Origin of the sequence: Stappia sp. BW2 (genome assembly GCF_008107695.1) — a bacterium.
Classification (GTDB): Bacteria; Pseudomonadota; Alphaproteobacteria; order Rhizobiales; family Stappiaceae; genus Roseibium.
This window is the reverse complement of the sequence record NZ_VIRG01000049.1, coordinates 49,670-66,458: the sequence shown is the minus strand read 5'-3', so window position 1 is coordinate 66,458 and position 16,789 is coordinate 49,670. Positions and strand designations below refer to the sequence as shown.

14 protein-coding genes are annotated in these 16,789 nt (G+C 53.6%); 10 read left to right on the top strand and 4 right to left on the bottom strand.

The window, feature by feature from the left end:
- A partial coding sequence (locus FMN63_RS29625) for a hypothetical protein (protein ID WP_205513846.1) occupies window positions 1-196 on the top strand: 196 nt, incomplete at its 5' end.
- A 40-nt stretch (window positions 197-236) separates the two neighbouring features.
- Here FMN63_RS29625 and FMN63_RS03605 read toward each other — a convergent pair.
- The gene (locus FMN63_RS03605; protein WP_148582585.1) at window positions 237-647 is read right to left on the bottom strand and encodes a RidA family protein; all 411 of its coding nucleotides are present in this window, start codon (window positions 645-647) and stop codon (window positions 237-239) included.
- Between the two features lie 329 nt (window positions 648-976).
- Here FMN63_RS03605 and FMN63_RS03600 point away from each other — a divergent pair, with 329 nt between their 5' ends.
- The 3 genes from FMN63_RS03600 to FMN63_RS03590 all read left to right on the top strand — a co-directional run bounded on the left by FMN63_RS03600 (window position 977) and on the right by FMN63_RS03590 (window position 2,774).
- A complete protein-coding gene (locus tag FMN63_RS03600; protein ID WP_148582584.1) occupies window positions 977-1,219 on the top strand; it encodes a type II toxin-antitoxin system Phd/YefM family antitoxin in 243 nt (80 codons plus the stop codon).
- On the top strand, window positions 1,212-1,637 hold the full coding sequence (locus FMN63_RS03595) for a hypothetical protein (RefSeq protein ID WP_148582583.1): 426 nt from the start codon (window positions 1,212-1,214) through the stop codon (window positions 1,635-1,637). Before FMN63_RS03600 ends, FMN63_RS03595 begins: the two co-directional genes overlap by 8 nt.
- A gap of 141 nt (window positions 1,638-1,778) precedes the next feature.
- Entirely contained in the window at window positions 1,779-2,774 is a 996-nt protein-coding gene (locus FMN63_RS03590; protein WP_148582582.1) for an IS30 family transposase, read from the top strand.
- 1,116 nt (window positions 2,775-3,890) lie between these two features.
- On the opposite strand, the gene FMN63_RS03585 is transcribed toward FMN63_RS03590, so the two are convergent.
- Both FMN63_RS03585 and FMN63_RS03580 read right to left on the bottom strand, forming a co-directional pair.
- Entirely contained in the window at window positions 3,891-4,670 is a 780-nt protein-coding gene (locus FMN63_RS03585) for an ATP-grasp domain-containing protein (protein WP_148582588.1), read from the bottom strand.
- Between the two features lie 222 nt (window positions 4,671-4,892).
- Window positions 4,893-5,804, bottom strand: a complete 912-nt coding sequence (locus FMN63_RS03580; protein WP_148582581.1) for a LysR family transcriptional regulator — start codon at window positions 5,802-5,804, stop codon at window positions 4,893-4,895.
- Between the two features lie 101 nt (window positions 5,805-5,905).
- On the opposite strand from FMN63_RS03580, the gene FMN63_RS03575 reads away from it, so the two are divergent.
- The 3 genes from FMN63_RS03575 to FMN63_RS03565 all read left to right on the top strand — a co-directional run bounded on the left by FMN63_RS03575 (window position 5,906) and on the right by FMN63_RS03565 (window position 9,471).
- On the top strand, window positions 5,906-6,853 hold the full coding sequence (locus FMN63_RS03575; RefSeq protein WP_148582580.1) for a DMT family transporter: 948 nt from the start codon (window positions 5,906-5,908) through the stop codon (window positions 6,851-6,853).
- Window positions 6,854-7,168: 315 nt separating this feature from the next.
- Entirely contained in the window at window positions 7,169-7,801 is a 633-nt protein-coding gene (locus tag FMN63_RS03570) for a tyrosine-type recombinase/integrase (protein WP_148582579.1), read from the top strand.
- Window positions 7,802-8,010: 209 nt separating this feature from the next.
- A complete protein-coding gene (locus FMN63_RS03565; protein WP_148582578.1) occupies window positions 8,011-9,471 on the top strand; it encodes a DUF6880 family protein in 1,461 nt (486 codons plus the stop codon).
- A 157-nt stretch (window positions 9,472-9,628) separates the two neighbouring features.
- On the opposite strand, the gene FMN63_RS03560 is transcribed toward FMN63_RS03565, so the two are convergent.
- On the bottom strand, window positions 9,629-10,495 hold the full coding sequence (locus tag FMN63_RS03560) for a hypothetical protein (RefSeq protein ID WP_148582577.1): 867 nt from the start codon (window positions 10,493-10,495) through the stop codon (window positions 9,629-9,631).
- A 98-nt stretch (window positions 10,496-10,593) separates the two neighbouring features.
- On the opposite strand from FMN63_RS03560, the gene FMN63_RS03555 reads away from it, so the two are divergent.
- From FMN63_RS03555 to FMN63_RS03545, 3 genes are all read left to right on the top strand, one after another.
- Entirely contained in the window at window positions 10,594-11,094 is a 501-nt protein-coding gene (locus FMN63_RS03555; RefSeq protein WP_148582576.1) for a hypothetical protein, read from the top strand.
- A gap of 391 nt (window positions 11,095-11,485) precedes the next feature.
- A complete protein-coding gene (locus tag FMN63_RS03550) occupies window positions 11,486-12,298 on the top strand; it encodes a hypothetical protein (RefSeq protein ID WP_148582575.1) in 813 nt (270 codons plus the stop codon).
- Complete coding sequence (locus FMN63_RS03545) at window positions 12,291-15,629, top strand: DEAD/DEAH box helicase (protein WP_162529976.1); 3,339 nt, start codon at window positions 12,291-12,293, stop codon at window positions 15,627-15,629. The genes FMN63_RS03550 and FMN63_RS03545 overlap by 8 nt, the downstream gene beginning before the upstream one ends.
- The last annotated feature ends 1,160 nt before the right edge of the window (window positions 15,630-16,789 follow it).

Here is a 16,789-nt window from a genome sequence, read left to right as displayed (position 1 = left end):
ACCACGGCGCGTGCGTAACCCCATCAAGGCCACGGCCCGCGAGCCGACTAACAGGCCGGATACATATGAGCGATTTCCGAAATCGTGCCAAATTCTCGATTGCGAACAGCAGCCGACACATACATTGGGCCGTTTGTGTCGACCAGGCACCAGCCAAGTCCAGATCGAGATGCTGTGGCGCCGCAAGTCCGATTAGAGCCCTTTTTACATGAGGCTGCGAGTTGTACGAATGTCGGCTATCCCCTTCGGGCGATACACTTGATCTCAACAATCGCACCCTCTCGAACAAAGCCCGCAACCTCGATTGCGGTCCAAGCTGGAAAAGGTTCCTGGACATACTTGGCTCGAATGCTCTTGAACTCATCGAGATGGTCACGCAGTCCGACGTGGTAGCTCGTCATCTCGACGAGGTGCTGGAAACCCAGTCCGCCTTCTTCAAGAACCGCGCGAATTTTTGCGAAAACCGCTTCAATTTGCTCGGTAGGATCATCTGAGTATTGTCCGTCCGGCGAAGCCCCGGTGAAACCTGTCATGAAGATGAACCCTTCATGCTCCAAGCCCGGCGACATTTTCCAATCGTTGACGTAACCGACCAAATCGGCGGGAACAATTGCTTCAGGGATATCCGAAATTCCTTTAATTCGCATTGCAAACAGTGAATACCACAGAAGCTGCGCACCATGAAGCAGTCATTGGGTTCTGATCAGGCAACGAATGGTTTGTTCGCGAAGCCGCCATTCATTGAGACGGTGCCCTATGAATGCTCTGGGCCAGAATTGCCAACGCATTCTGGGCCGACGAATGTCGGCTAAGCCCAAGCTGAGCAAGAAACCCGCCTGTCCATTGTCCGCGCCATTCGGGCCAATTCTTTAACCGCGAGATATGGTTGGAAACACAGCTATTTGGCTTTGAAAATGTTGATTTTGCCCATTTTAGCTAATATATTGATTTTATCAAAACCCACTTGGAGTCTGCCATGCGTGCTTTCAGCGCAACCGAACTGGCCAACAAGACCGGAGATGTTCTTGCCGCAGCCGCACAGGAACCCGTCGCCATTCAACGGCACGGCAAATCCCGCTTCGTGATGCTTTCAGCTGAGGAATTCGAACGCCTGCAGCAGAGGAGGGATACCAGAAAGGCTGTCCATGTGTCGGATCTGTCCGACGCCGATGCCGGCGATCTGCTTTCCGCTTTGGAAGACAGCCTAAAGAATGACTGATCGGCAAAGCAATCCAAAAGTCGGAGACATTTGGGAGTATCCCTATCTTTGGACCTGGCAAGCCGACCACGGCGAAACCGAGGGACGGAAGGCCAGACCCTGTGCTCTGACGCTCGTCAACCGAAAGCAAGACAAACTGACAGAAGTCATCCTGGTGCCGATCACCACCAAGGAACCGGTTGCAGGATCCCATTTCGTTGAAGTGCCGCAAATCGAGAAAAGGCGAGCTGGGCTCGATGAACGTTTGAGGCTTTGGGTGATCTGCGATGAATTTAACTCCGACATGCCCGAGCGCTCTTATTACTTCGAACCGGGCGGCCGGATCGGCGCATTCAGTATCAAGTTTACCAAGCAGGTCCAGGCAGAGCTGATAAGGGCGATCAAGGCCCGTAAGTCGGTTCGCATCTTCCGTAGATAGGATGGTTCACTGAAGATACAGTTGATTAACTGTTCAAAAATTCCATAATAAACATTACGCGTTTTTTTGTAAGATATTGGGCACATTCTATCCCGAACTGCAACAAAGGCGCTAAGCTGCCTGCTTTTCGGGAGCGATGTTTTGAGCCGGACTTTTGCCCATTTGAGTTTTGAAGAACGCAAGACGATTTCCCGCATGCGGGACCAAAAATTCAACCAGTCAGAGATCGCCAGACGCCTCGGCCGTGACCGGGCAACGATCTCCCGGGAGATCAAACGCAACTACTGGCATGATAGTGGGTTCCCTGATGCCGATGGCTACTGGGCGGTGACTGCCAATGACATGGCACGTGATCGGCGCCGGCGCGTCGGCAAGCTCTTTCGGCGCGAGGATCTGCGGATCGCTGTGATCGGGAAGCTGGAAGCCGGCTGGTCGCCGGAACAGATTGCCGGACGGTTGAAGATCGAACCGAAGGCCAAGTTCCGCGTTTGTCACGAGACGATCTACCGCTACGTCTATTCAACAGAAGGACAACGGCAACAACTCGCTCGGCTTCTTCCGGAACGGCGGAGAAAGCGTCGGCCGAGATACGCACGCAAGCCACAAAATCTGGTTTTCCCGGAAGCACATTCGATCAAACATCGGCCGAAAGCCGTCAACGAACGCAAGGAGTTTGGCCACTGGGAAGCCGACCTGATGATCTTCGAGAGGGCTCAGGGCAATGCCAATGTGGCGACGGTCGTCGAGCGGACAAGCCGGTTCACTGTGCTCTTCAAGAACAACGACCGGCAGTCCAGGCCGATCATGGACCGGCTCATCAACGTGCTCGGCCCCCTGCCCAGGCATGCCCGGCAAAGTCTGACTTTCGACCGCGGTTTTGAATTCGTTTCCTGGCGGCGGCTCAAGCAAGGCATGGGGACAGATGCCTGGTTCTGCGATCCGTCCGCGCCATGGCAGAAAGGCACGGTTGAGAACATGAACCGACGGGTCCGACGCTACTTGCCTCGGGATACCGCTGTCTTGTCAGTTCCTGATGTGTCGATACGAACGCTGATCGATCAGTTGAATAACACGCCGAGGAAGTGCCTCGGCTTCCACACCCCGGCTGAAGTGTTCAGGCGTGAAGTGAACAAGTAAAAGATCGGATTCTGTCTCACCGGCTTGTCTAACTGTCTGGACAGTCTGTCCATCGTATCACGATAATCGCTCTGCAATTTTCAGTAGTTTCGACTATCCAATAACTACAATAAGGAACTTCTGCGCGAGCAGCGTTTCTTTGTAAGGAAGTACAGAAATAAAGTTGAGTATCATGCTTCAATCCATTCGTCGTTTTACAATATACAGCTTGTTTATCATTCTAAATGCTTTCTGCGTGGTGGTGTCGGTTGTTGCTAACGATGGCTGCACAAAATGCCCAATGGAATCCAACGAACAGAGGTGGTCTTTTGCCATTTCTGCGTTCTGGGTCTGGATATGGCCCTACACCTTCCTAATGATTTGGATCGGGGCCAAATGGTATTTGGCGAACGCAGATGATAGGCGTCATGTGCCTCTGATTACGGCATCGATTGCAGGTCTCGCATTTTACGCCAGTGCCTGCATCGGCACTGCCGGTCTTGCACTGAAATGTGGCAAGGATTGCTTGCCCGCCCCCCCTATTGCAGACGTTTTCCTAAGTCTATCTCCTTGGGGCAGTGCAATTGGATTGATCGGACTATTTGGAAGTTACCTTTGGTATAAACGGTCAAACACAGAAGTTCCTCGCTAAGATGTAATTCTGCATCCGATAGTTAGGCACGGTGTCACCATCCGCCCCCGGACAGGCTTAGCAACCCCGACCAGCACGCCTGACCGGAGGCTGACCTCCCTGCCCTGTGGCGGCCTCTAAGCTCTTGTTGCATTTACATTAGAAGTCACAATTAAAAATAAACAATTTTTAACTTTTTTAGCCAGGTGAATAGCTTTTCTGTTCAAGGTTGCTGCCGCCAGTTCCACCTGACTGCGCACCGCCCTGTCATGAAACGGCTCTTATGGGCTGTGACCGGACTGGCGCCTAGTGTGCTCCGTTTGACGTTAGCTGACATTCGTCAGCCCTGAATGCGTCGACGCTTCCGGACCTCAATGGTCATTCACCTACTGATATGGCGCTGCGATGCAACCCGTCGAAGCAGCCATTCGTTGCATCTGCGAAGACAGCTAGCAACCAGACGTCGGCACTGCGGACTTAGCGGTCATTTGCGATCTATGATGGAATCAAGCAATTCCATCAATCGCTGCTGCCAGCTTTGTCAGATCGGCGGCGTAGAACCCGGCAGCATTGATGCAGTTTGTTTCCAGCAATCGCAGACCTTCCTCGGTTCGGCAAATGTCCATGACATAGGCAGGTGAGTAGCCTTCGTTCAGCCCGATCAAGGACTGGGCGAACTCCAACGCGTCCTCGTCGATCTCATGGCGATAGGTTACCCGCGATCCCTCCTTGTAGAGGGAGTAGGTGACGACCTTGTTGTTCACGATCCAGATGCGCCACTCCTTAAGAATACTGACTGGCTCCGTCAGCATCATCAGCGTGTCAGGACGCAAAGAACCATTTGGAATCTCGCTTGCGTCGAGTGACATGACCATGCGTGCTGTCTCGTGAATGTCTGCAGCAGATTTGACGTTTCCCGCCAGTTCTTTGCTGTCGGCAACCGGGCGAACGAACCAGTGGTTGCTATCACTTGGCAGCTTTGCCTCAATCTCGCTTACGGTTAGAAATACCGCATTCGGGCCGTTGAGCATGAAGGATTGCCAAGGCTTCTCGTGGACGAACGGTGCTATGCGGAAAACACCCGGATAGAGGCCCTTGGTTTCGGCATATCGCCAAAGCGTGTATGAGCCGAACATCACCACAGCAAGTGGGTCGTTTACTTGAGGTTCTGGCATAAGCTCACCGACGAAAGGAACCACCTTGTGCCATGAGTAGGAGATACCCAGACGGTCAAGCGCATCCGCAAGCTTCTGCGTGTCCTCGAACTGCTGAAGTATCCACTGCATCCTGCATCTCGCCTTTTTCCCAATATCCAGCTTGAGAACACATAAGCGCCGAAAAGCCAATAGCAGCCATGGGCTCGAAGCAGCCATGCGGCGCCGCCGCAGGCCTGCCGTATCCCAACGACTTCGCTGACGTCGCTTCCGGCCCGGAGCTGCCATTTGGGCCATTTGCGGCGAATGGCAGAAAGGAGCCCAACCTGCTCATTGGTCAGGATGCAGCGCACGTCAGCTCTTCGTATCGGTGGCCAAGTGTCGGTTCACCGCGGAAATGAACGACCTGAGTGGTTCCTGGTCCGCGTTTTGCTCGGGGAAATACAGGTAAAATGGGGGCAGCTCGGTCGCGTAGCCGTCTAGCACCAGTTCCAACTCACCAGTTTCGAGGTGATCCTCCATCGTGGCACGCATGGACCAGCCGATACCGTGGCTCTCGCGCGCCGCCTGGATCACACCTGCCGCAGAATCGAAAACTAGCCGGGCTGGCGGGTCGATACGTTTGGTCTGTTTGCCCTCGGAAACCCACCATTCTCTGAGCTGGCCAGAGGTTGGGTGACGATGGCGAATACAGGCATGGTCAAGGAGGTCGCGGGGCTTCTGCGGGGTTTCGTGTGCCTTCAGATAAGAAGGAGATGCGAAGAACGCTGATGGCACGCCTGCCGACGCACGGATCGCGGCCATATCGGCAGACAGCACATCACCGAGCCGAACGCCTGCGTGAAACCCTTTCCGCTGAATATCCACCAGCTCTTCATTCCAGGAAATTTCGAGGCTGACTTCAGGATGGTCAGAGAGAAAGCTCGGCAGCATCGGCGCGACCGCCACTAGGTACGCGCCCCGCGAAAGGGATAAACGCAGCACCTGAACGGTGGACTTGGCTGCCTGCTGTGCTCTCTCGATGGCGCTGCCCAAATCCCGCATGGCCGGAGATGCGCTGTCGAAGAGAATTTGACCGGCCTCAGTGAGTTCGAGACTCCGTGTCGTGCGAACCAGAAGATCAACCCCAAGACGTTCCTCCAGGGACTTGAGCTGGAGGGTGACGGCAGGAGCACCCACGCCAAGCTTCTCCGCCGCTGCGCGCATCGAACCTTCGCGCACAATGGCCAGGAATACGTCGATCCCGTGAATAGTAAACCGATCCATTATTTAGATTTATCAAACAATAGCTTTCATCCGCAAGCCATACTCAAACACAAGGGATTGCAGTATTCCTTAGAGGACAGGCGCATACAACGAGACCCGATGTGACTAAAATCAGTGAGAAGCGGCCCGATCAGATCGCTCAAGGGATCATGATTATCCTCACCTCCGTGGCGGCGATGGCGTTTGCCGATGCGGTGGTGAAGCTGGTCAGTTCGAACCTGACGGTCTGGCAGGTGTTCGCCGCGCGGTCCCTCTTCGCCGTGCCGTGCCTCGTCGCACTCGGATACTTCAGAAACGTCCAATTCGGTGCGATCCTGAACCAATGGGTTCTGCTCAGAAGTGCTTTGCTCGTCCTGACCTGGCTGGCATTCTACGCGTCCCTCCCGATCCTGAAACTGTCGGTCGCAGCGGTGGCGGTTTACACAAACCCAATCCTGACAGCGCTCCTATCTGCCTTGGTGCTCGGCGAACGCGTCTCTAAGCGGCAGTGGCTCGGGGTTCTTGTCGGCTTCTCGGGGGTTGCCGCAATCCTTCGTCCCGGAACCGATGCCTTCACCTGGATGATCGTCCTGCCGTTGATCGGTGCGGCTTTCTATTCGTCAGCAATGGTTCTGACGCGTGCCAAGTGTCAGGACGACGACGCCGTGAATCTCGCGCTCGGTTTGCACGGATCGTTCATCATTACGGGCCTGGTGGCAACGACCGTGCTGGCGACCCTCAGTCTCGATCCGGCATCCGTCGCATCCTATCCTTTTCTGCTGGGAAGCTGGACCCCGATGGGCTGGTCCGATTGGGGATTGATGGCGTTCCTCGGGGCGTTGTCGGCCGCATTCTTCCTCGGTGTCGCGAGGGCCTATCAGATCGCGCCACCGCAGATGATCGGAACGTTCGACTATGCCTACCTCGTCTCCGCAGTCATCTGGGGCTTCGTATTCTTTGCAGAAAAGCCGGATGGGCTGACCCTTCTAGGCATGGCTTTAATCACGGTGGCCGGATTACTGGTTGCTGAGCGAAAGCCGGAACCAGCCACAATTCGAGAAACAAGCTGAAATCCTCAAAGCGGACCTTTGGGATATGGCAGCAAAGTCCGCATTGCCGGCATCTGGCGGCCACCCGTCTTCGCAAATGCAATGAATGGCGGATTCGGCGAGTTGCATCGCAGTACCCTATCAGCGGGTGAACGGCAGCAGTGGGCCGAAAGTGACGCCGTCGAAGTCGATCGGATACGGCAGGACTGCCGCACCGCCGCAAGGCCGCTTGGAGCTCGGAGCTGCCGTTGTTCGCCTCACCAGGAAGGGACATATCATTGCTTGCTCGAATGTCGCGAGTGTTGCGGTGGGTAGGAGAGGTTCGGAGGAACCGCTATGTCTGCTTTCAACCTGCCGATGGTGGTGCCCGCCAAGAAGGCATGGAACCACGGGCGCATCATTGGTCAGAAGAGGCCGCTGCTCCCAAAGCATGTCTGGGCGATCCGTGTTCGTCTCGAATTGGCCGGCGCTGTCCGTGATCTGGCGTTATTCAATATGGCAGTCGATAGCAAACTGCGCGGCTGCGATCTGGTCCGGCTGAAAGTCGCAGACGTCTTCTCGGCTGGCGCAGTCAAGGAACGGACCTCGATCTTGCAGAGCAAGACAAAATCACCGGTGCGGTTCGAAATCACCGACGGCACCCGAAAGACCCTCATGGAGTGGATCAGCAATCCGGTGATGATCGGTCACGAGTACCTCTGGCCTGGACGTTTCCATGACCGCGAGCATATATCGACACGGCAATACGCTCGTCTCTTGAAGGACTGGGTGCGCTCGATTGGCTTGGAACCGAGCGCGTATGGCACGCATTCCATGAGACGGACGAAGGTCGCCCAAATCTACAAAAAGACCGGCAACCTGCGAGCGGTTCAGCTTCTTCTCGGCCACACGAAGATGGACAGCACCGTCCGATACCTCGGCGTGGAACTCGAAGACGCGCTAACGATCTCTGAAGGCGTAGAGATATGACGAAAGGGCCGGTGGCAACACCGGCCCTGAGCTGCCGATCGTGCGAAACCCGCCGGCCCGAGGCAAAATCCGAAAAGGCAGGGCTTGTCGATGGAACCTGCTCATGGTTCTCACGAACCGGCTGCAAGGCAATCGAGATGCCTGGTACTTGCCCTTGCGATGTCGCCAAGTCACTAATGGCCAGAATGTTATCAAATCGGGACCCGTCCATGACACGCAAACCCGCCCTTTCCATTGACAAACTAAAAGACCTCGGCTCCGAAAAACTCGCGCAACTGGTGATGGGCGAGGCGGAACGCAACGCGGGTTTCCGGCGGCAGGTTAAGGCGGCTATGGCCGGAAAATCTGGCCCCGAGGGCATCGCCAAACTGATTGACCGACGGCTTTCTGGTCTGGAGCGGGCGAAGAGTTTCATCGAATGGGACAAGGCCCGTGCCTTTTGCGACGATCTGCGCAGTCTGACCGATGCCATCACGTCAGAGCTTGGTCCCGCCGCCCCGGCGCTTACCATCGACCGGCTTTTGCGCTTCATCGCCACCCATGAACAGGTGTTCGATCGTGTCGACGATTCCACGGGCCGCATTCAGGATGTTTACTATCAGGCGATCGAAGCGACCGGCGAAGTTGTGCAGACCCTGGCGCCGTCAGAGGCCGACCTGCTGCCCGAAAGGATCATGAGCACTCTTGGCGAAAGCACACATGGCTATCTGGTTGATCTGACTGCAACCCTGGCGCCGCATCTGCCGCAAGACACTCTGGCCCGCTGGGATGACGATCTGAAACACGCCATCGCTGAACGGCAGGCCGAGGAAACGGCGCGGAAATCGGATGGCTGGTTCTACTCCATGACCTCACAATGGACCGCGATGCGTCAGAGCATCGCCGCAGCGCGGGGCGATCTTGACCTGCTCATTGCACTGGAGGCGAAAAAGCGACCGCACATGCAGGACACACTGGGGATCGCTGTGCAACTGCTGGAGGCCGGTCGTGCCGCTGAGGCGCTTGACTGGGCGCGCAAACCGGGTCAGCGCGGACACAGCGAGGCTGACGGCGACATGTCGCCAGGGCGGGTCAGTCTGGAGGCGCGAATCCTTGAAACTCTTGACGACAAGCCTGCCGCTCAGGCCTTGCGCTGGCGCTGTTTCGAGGCGGTGCTGTCCGCCGACATCCTGCGTGACTACCTCAAACACCTGCCTGATTTCGAGGATATCGAGGCCGAGGAACGCGCCCATGCTCTGGCATTTGAAAAGGCGCTCCCCGAGATTGCGCTGCAATTCTTTCTCGACTGGCCCCGAATAGACCTGGCCGCAAAACTCATTGTGACGCATCCTCACCGCTGGGACGGCCGAGATTGGCACATCCTGCCGAAAGTCGCAGCAATTCTGGAGCACGACTACCCGCTGGCCGCGACGATCCTATACCGCGCACTCCTAGATGATATCCTGGGCCGCGCGCGCTCCAAGGCTTATTCGCATGGTGCGAAGTATCTGGAAAAACTAGCCCTTCTGGCCGAAGACGCAGATAGTGCTCGCCCCAGCGGAATGATCGACCACGCGAATTATCTCGCCGGGCTCAAGAAAGCCCACCCGCGCAAATCAGGGTTCTGGACGCGGGTCGGGGACAACAAACCACCTACATCGCAATCGAGGCCCCGTTTGGGTCAGTGGTGACGAGTGAGAACGGCCCTGAACCGACATTCACCCGCTGTTATGCTGCTGCAGTGCAATCCGCCGAAGCCGCCATTCATTGCATCTGCGAAGACGGGTGGCCGCCAGATGCCGGCAATGCGGGCAAAGCAACCTTTCATGCCTAGGTATGAATGACAACTTACTGCCTCGGTGGGGTCCGCCAGTCGCCTCCTGTGCGTTGCCATTCCAAAAAACGCGTTCGCTGCCCATTCGCCTCGGCATTTGGGATCACTTCACGAGGATCATTGCTTAGCGAATAAGCCATCCCCTCCAAAAACCACATGGGTAAGCGTAGCGCCTCGTTGGGGCCTCCAAAATTCTCGTTTTGCCAATGATGGATCAATTCATGGCGAATGATATAGGGGGTCGCGCGGTCGCCGATCAATAACGTGCGTGCGCCCCAATAATACTGGGCAGCAACAGCAGGGTCGGCAAAATTTGCGAAGCACTGGCGTGTGCCACAAAACAAGACCTTTAGTTCGGCTTTCAACGAACCTAGCTCATCTGAAACAAACCTTCGAGCATCTTCCAGCAATTCCGTTGCCTCCTCCAGGCGACCAACATCATCAATACAAAGCTTCTCCGAGACGCAGGTGAGACCGAAGAATTGAGGCGCGAAGATCCTGACCGGTTTATAGAGGGCTATAGCGCCGACAATGACAGCAAGGGCGAGCAACCCGAATAACAAAGCGAACTTCTTTAACAAATTAATTCTCCGGCCCACGAAAACTTGGATAGTAGGTGGGTCGTGACTGACGCTGCCGCAAGGTGCAGCCATCGGACTATCGCTGTTAGCGGACGTTCGTCCGCCATGCAGCATCACGCAGTTTGGGCTCGAAGCGGCCATGCGGCAGGCATGCCGTATCCGATCGATTTCGCTGGCGTCGCTTCCGGCCCGGAGCCGACATCCACCTGCCGAAATGGCGCTGCGATGCAACCCGTCGAAGCCGCCATTTGTTGCATCTGCGATGACGGGTGGCCGCCAGACGCCGGCAATGCGGGACAAAAGTCAGCTTTCGCGGCGTCTGCACCAACGGCAGCTTTCAAAATGGTACATGTTGTGTGAACGTGTTGTTTGAGGCTGTAAAGTGAGAGGTGCACTACATGGCAATGGTTGAAATGTACGAGCCGCAACCTGAGCCGGAGGTTATCACTCTGGGGCGCGCCGAGATTGTCTTCAAAGGTGTCTCACTGGAAGAAATCGGCGAATACTTTGCCGAGCTTGTCGCAATGGAAGTAGCGGCACTGGTCAACGAGCGCCTCACTACAGTTATCGGCAGCGATACCGGCTTCGCGACATCGGGATACGAAGTTTCGCTTGAAACACTGACGCTCGAATTAGAGGGCGTTTTCGAAGGTAGCATTGTTGCCCGATTCAAGATGATCGGTGCTGCGGTAATAACAAGCTACGGGCTAGTAGCCTCATATCCATCATTCAAAGAGGCAATACCTATACTATCCAATGATATTGGCCTCGTGATCCAATATGTAATCGACAACGCTCCGGAGCCGGAGCCATCAAAGCCACATCCGGAGGCTTTTCGCCTCTATTTTCGTAGCGAAGACGAAATAGAATCTGAGATAATTGATAAGAAACGGTTTTAGTTGCCAAAAATTGCCGAGAAATTCGTTGGTTGGCTTGGCATGAAATTGGATGCTCAAATGCGGACTTTCACGCACAGTGCAGCATTCGTGATTCTGGGCTCGAAGCGGTCATTCGGCGGCGCGGCGTCTTAATCCAGGTGTTGTCGGATGCCTGGTCGACGCTTTCGGCCCGGCGCTGCCGTTCGTCAGTAATTCGGGAGGCTGGGTTGGGGGCCGTCGAAGCGGACATTCATGCCCCGTGCAGCATTTCCAATGCGGCGAGTATCGGCTCAGCGGACCTTTCCGACCTTGGCCCTTAGCACCCTCACAACAAAAAGTTGTTTTTCGAGTTGTGCAGTCGAGCCCTCAATTTTACCTTTACATGTCGCCAGTCAGTTGAAAAACATATCAAATGACCATTTCAGTAACGCCATTTACCATCGGCAGCTTGTGCAGTGGCGCAACTTGGACGATTGAGGACAAGCAGGTTTTAGCTGAACAAGTGGCCCGAGTGGCTTTAGGTTACTCGCGACACATAAAGAAGATTCTGGAAAACGCACCTGTTCCTCTACCTACTTCAGCTATCAGCAGCGTCGATGGAGCGATTGACCTGTTGACTATTGAGGGTGCCGATCCTAGCCACCGAGACGGGTGGCTTTTCCAAACCATCTCGTACATTGCCGCATTAAAACAAGACCCTCATGGCATCTATGACTCACCTCACATGCAACATGCTGCAAAGGGGTTTGATGGCCTAAAGCTCGTGGTCGATCACGATCATGGAGCAGTACAATCCGTCGTGATTTTCGAAGACAAGGCGACACAAGATCCTAGAACATTCATCGCCACAAAAAAAGATTCAAAAGGGAAAGGCGTAGCGGTTTGGGATGAGTTTCGCGACATCGAGATGGGTAACAGACAACCTCTTCTAACTGACAAAGTGGCTTCGCTTCTACAAACAGTAGCCGACATTGATGTTGATGAAGCTATTGAAAACATCATCTGGCATGAAACACGTGGCTACCGAGTGAGCATCACTGTCGGAGATACTCACTCGACTGAAGCCGGTAGGAAGCGCTTGTTCAAGGGTTACGATGATGCGGTCAAGGGAAGCTTTGATCGCCGACGAGCCGAGACAATTCACATCAAAGACTTACGCAAGTGGCTCGATGATCTCGCTGAATTGGCAAAAGATGAGATCGAAAAGGTTAGAGCAAATGTTTGATCCAGTTACGATCCAATTGATGTCCGACGCGCCGGAATTGGAGGGACTAGATAAAGCGGATGTTCCAAAGCGCCTGACTGAAACCTATGCACAAATCGTGGCTGCTAGAATTCGCTTGAATGAAATCGGTGACGCAGAGCCTGATCTCAAGGAGCTTCAGTCGAACATTGACTACCTTGGTCGGCTAGCTGCAACACAGGAAGCGCTCGTTGCCACCGTTCGCGGTCGCGAAAATAGAAAATCTGCTGCGTTTGTTGCGGGGTCAGCTCACCACGCCCGTGTTCTCTATCGGCAGGCTATTGAGGGGAAATCGAGCCCAACTAACCTCACCAGCCATCTTATCTCACCCGAAGTGTCAGCAGCACTATTGTTTTTAGCTGCTGAGGCAACTGCAGATGCTGCAGAAATGACCAAACGGTTTATAATGCCGCAAGAAGGGCAAATCGAGATCGCTTTGCTTCAGTCAATCTCCAGCCTGTGTTTAGGGGATTTGAGCGCCGTGTTGGAGATTACCCCTCCATATAGAGCGCTAGCTGAACTTGATTTCTCTGAGAACGCAGCCGCTCGAGTTCTTTATTTCAACCTGTTCGAATGCGTGCGCGCCATTGCAACTCAGATTCTGCAAGTCGATACTTCGGGCTCAATTGAAGAATCTCCTGCGATTCAAATTGAACGAGTTATTGACCTATGCTCCGAGCAAATCGACATCGGTCTTGAAGCCCCTTTGCGAAGACAAAGCTCGGTTCTTTCGGGCCCCCTACATTTAGCGTCTCTTCTTTCTTGTGCGCATAGGGACCTCGTTAGTTCAGCACTACTCAACGTCAACGCGCCGGGGGGTATCGAACCAAACAAATGGAACGAACTGCTGAGCAGGATAGCCAAAGATCGACCGTTCCTTTGGCCTAACCATAGAAAGGCGGTAGACGAAGGTTATTTGGAGGCAGGTGTGTCGTCTGCGATTAGCTTTCCGACTGGAGCAGGAAAATCCACTTTGTCAGAGCTTAAAATAGCTACAGCTTTGATACGCAACAAACAGGTTATTTTTCTCGCCCCTACGCTTGCATTAGTTGATCAAACTTCGCGGGCGCTTGAGGCATCATTCCCAGATCAGGAAATTTTCCGCGAGCAGGCACTGGATTTTTCATTTGATGCTGACCTGCAATCGCTTGAACCAATTTCAGTTCTAACGCCAGAGCGCTGCCTAGCCCTTCTAAACTTCCGGCCCGAGCTTTTCTCCGAGGTTGGCTTGGTCGTATTCGACGAATGCCATCTGCTTCATCCCAGAGAGAAAGACAAGAGTCGGCGCTCGGTTGACGCAATGTTGTGTATTCTCAACCTCAGGAATCTAGCGCCAGAAACTGATTTTCTTTTTTTATCGGCGATGATGCAAAATACGTCGGAAATAGCCGCCTGGCTGGGTGACCTAACTGGGCGAAAGTGCATCCCGCTGGACCTCCTGTGGAAGCCAACGAGACAAGTGAGGGGCTGTGTTGTTTACGGTCAAAACGAGATCACTTCACTTAGAGCCACTCTCAAGGTTGCAAGAGCAGGCTCAGAAACAAAGGGGGTACCGGCAGCCATCCAAAGGCAGATGGTAGCGGAGCCATTCGGCTTCTTTTGCCTACACCAAACCTGGCAATCGACAAACAGGGGTGACTATTCACTCATACCTATACTCGAAGAAACTATCACGCTCGGGACGGGAAAAATTCTTCCCGATGAGTTTGTGGATAATCCTGACCTAGCGGAAAACAAAGACTACCGGTGGTATCTCACACCAAACGGTCTTCAAGTCTCTGCGGATTTGGCTGAGGCGAGCGCAAAAAAAGGCCTAAAAACAATTGTTTTTGTACAAACCATCCCTAACTCTATCTCGACGGACAAATCGGTTAGTAAACGTCTCAAGGCCGACACCTTGAGCTTAACTAAAGACGAGCAACAACTGCTATCGCTTGTGGAGGAGGAGGTTGGCGGAGCTGTCCATACATATCTGCACATTACTAAAGACGATGACCATCCCGCCAATTCGAGCGTTTGCCACCACGGCCACCTCCTCCCACTAGAGCGACGTTTACACGAATCTATTTTCAAACGCCCGGATGGCGTCAACGTTATGATAGCGACATCGACTTTGTCTCAAGGAATGAACCTGCCTAGTGATATTGTGTTGATTGGCGGTGATAGCAGGTTCGATCTTGAAGCGGAAAAAATGGAACAGCTTGAAGCTCACGAGCTACTCAATGCAGCGGGTCGCGCGGGCCGTGCGGGTGATCGTTCGCATGGATTTGTGCTGGTGGTGCCTAGCAAAGTCGTGCACTTTAACAACGAAACCAGCACTATTCACCAATATTGGACTGAACTTCAGGGGATCTTCTCGCAGAGTGACCAATGCGTAGTCATTGAAGACCCACTTATGCCAATCCTTGATCACATTCATGCTCATTCTGCGGCGGACACGCCAATGTCTGAATACCTTTTGGGTAGGCTTCAATTCAGCGTTAACCCCGCGTTTGAAGAGACAGAAGGCGTTGGAGTCTTGCTGAACAGATCACTTGCAGCGTTTCAAGCTAGAAAGCGTGATGAGGATCAATGGACTTCTGAGCGAATAAACTCTCTACGATCCGCAAGAGAGGATAGAGAGCGGGAAGAAAATTGGAAAGAACAGCTCGCCGCTTCTGCCGGCATCCCCGTTGGAATCGTCAGCCAACTTGCAGAAAAACTGAACGTAGATTTGAGATTTGAAGCATCGACGTCCGATTGGTTCGAATGGATTTCCGACTGGTTGACTGACAATCCACAGCATCTCCTTAATCTTGTTAGATCGGAGACGCTCGAAAACTTCATGGGCACGCAATTCAAACGAACCTCGTCATTGGACAGGAGGGCGGAGTTAGCAGTTCAAAAACTACGGCCACTTCTCTCTTTGTGGGTTAAGGGAGCCCCACTGTCAGAGCTTGAAATCAAATACGGAACTCCACCTCACCTTGTTAAAACCTGTGAAAAAGCTCGCGAGTTCGTGCTGCGAATTGTCCCCGAGCTGGCGTACATTTACGGGCTTCCAAACCTTGTCTTCAAAGCAATGAAGGTTGCCCAAGGAGGCGACACCAGCTCCCCTATTGGCATGGAAACGTTGGGGATATGCGTTCGTCAGGGGTACGATATGGTTGAAAAACTAGCCCTCGAGATAAAACGTGACGGTCAGACTATTCGCAGAACAATTCACCGCGAGTTCATGGAAATCCAAGAGTTTGTTGCGCCAATGACGCCTACGGATTCTTTGAGGTCAACAATTGGAAGGGTCGAAGTGGCAATCGCAATCAAGGACATGTGAGCTTCTACCAAGCGATAACAAATCTTGAGCAGTTCTGATTGGTTCTAGGGGATGTCCGCTTTCGCGCTGATGGCGGTTTCTTTTCGCGCATGCCGCGAACTTCTGCTCTCCGCCCATCCGTTGAATTTGCGGCATTTCGAATGAGTGCCGGCTTTTTGGGATGTGGTCTCAGTTTGTCGAATGCCTGACTGCGCGGGCCTGACCGACCGGCTGCTCAACCCGGAACCGAGTCGCCTGAAGTTGCGGCGTTTCAAAGGTCCGTGCACGCCGGAGCAGCTAAATAATAGCGCTGGCGTTGATGGATGGTTTTCAGAAACGGCTTTTAGAGATAGAACATAACAAGAACAAAAGTCCTGCCGCACAATGGCCCCTATCGACATGGAAACCATCGCAGACATAAAACAAAGCGGACGGTGGCTCGTTGTGCAGTGCCGTTCTTGCGGACGCGCGATACAATTTCCGCCGGCGTGTTTTCCATCCAAGCTGGTTACGGATCTGCCGGTCAGCCTGGCAGCGGCCTATTTCCGATGCTCCCGGTGCCACAGCAAACAGCTTGAAAGTTTGTCGCTCGACCGTGACACGATGAACAATCACCGGACACCTGGCAGTGATCGCTGATTATCGTCGTTGGCCGGACTAAACGTGGCGCTCCAAAACCCTCCCTTTCCCCGCCGTCGATTCAACCAAGGGTTCATGTCCAGTTTTTCGAATTGCGGCGCGTCGGCCCTTGCTGAACTCGCGGCAAGTTCAGGATTCAAGATTCGTGTGTTTGTCAATATCCTAACACAGAGTGTCTTGAGCGTTTGCGTTTCTAGTATTTATGCGCCTTTTCTACTGTTATCCCCGTTTACAGCCTTTTAACGGCTGGTGAGGCTGAAAAATATAATAAAAACAGATGGATGATGATCCTTCGTTTTCCGCTCGCACACATTGAAGGGTGATTTTTTGTCACCTTGAGGGAAGGTTTCTCTTAAAATCTATTATTCTCCCGTACCGGCTTTCAAATTCCAGCTAAATACAGCAAAGACCAATAACGCCTTTTATTGCGTGTTTATGCGGTTTAACGAACGTAAGAGAATGAGGGCAAGATAGAGAAAGTGAGGCACTTTCTAAACGAACGCTTCGCATGTCGATCCTTCGGAACTCATTCGAATCTTTGG

Bases quoted from the DNA above. Each gene is read 5' to 3' on its own strand.
- FMN63_RS03605 (WP_148582585.1), bottom strand. From the start codon at position 647: ATGCGAATTAAAGGAATTTCGGATATCCCTGAAGCAATTGTTCCCGCC.
- FMN63_RS03600 (WP_148582584.1), top strand. From the start codon at position 977: ATGCGTGCTTTCAGCGCAACCGAACTGGCCAACAAGACCGGAGATGTT.
- FMN63_RS03595 (WP_148582583.1), top strand. From the start codon at position 1,212: ATGACTGATCGGCAAAGCAATCCAAAAGTCGGAGACATTTGGGAGTAT.
- FMN63_RS03585 (WP_148582588.1), bottom strand. From the start codon at position 4,670: ATGCAGTGGATACTTCAGCAGTTCGAGGACACGCAGAAGCTTGCGGAT.
- FMN63_RS03580 (WP_148582581.1), bottom strand. From the start codon at position 5,804: ATGGATCGGTTTACTATTCACGGGATCGACGTATTCCTGGCCATTGTG.
- FMN63_RS03570 (WP_148582579.1), top strand. From the start codon at position 7,169: ATGTCTGCTTTCAACCTGCCGATGGTGGTGCCCGCCAAGAAGGCATGG.
- FMN63_RS03565 (WP_148582578.1), top strand. From the start codon at position 8,011: ATGACACGCAAACCCGCCCTTTCCATTGACAAACTAAAAGACCTCGGC.
- FMN63_RS03555 (WP_148582576.1), top strand. From the start codon at position 10,594: ATGGCAATGGTTGAAATGTACGAGCCGCAACCTGAGCCGGAGGTTATC.
- FMN63_RS03550 (WP_148582575.1), top strand. From the start codon at position 11,486: ATGACCATTTCAGTAACGCCATTTACCATCGGCAGCTTGTGCAGTGGC.
- FMN63_RS03545 (WP_162529976.1), top strand. From the start codon at position 12,291: ATGTTTGATCCAGTTACGATCCAATTGATGTCCGACGCGCCGGAATTG.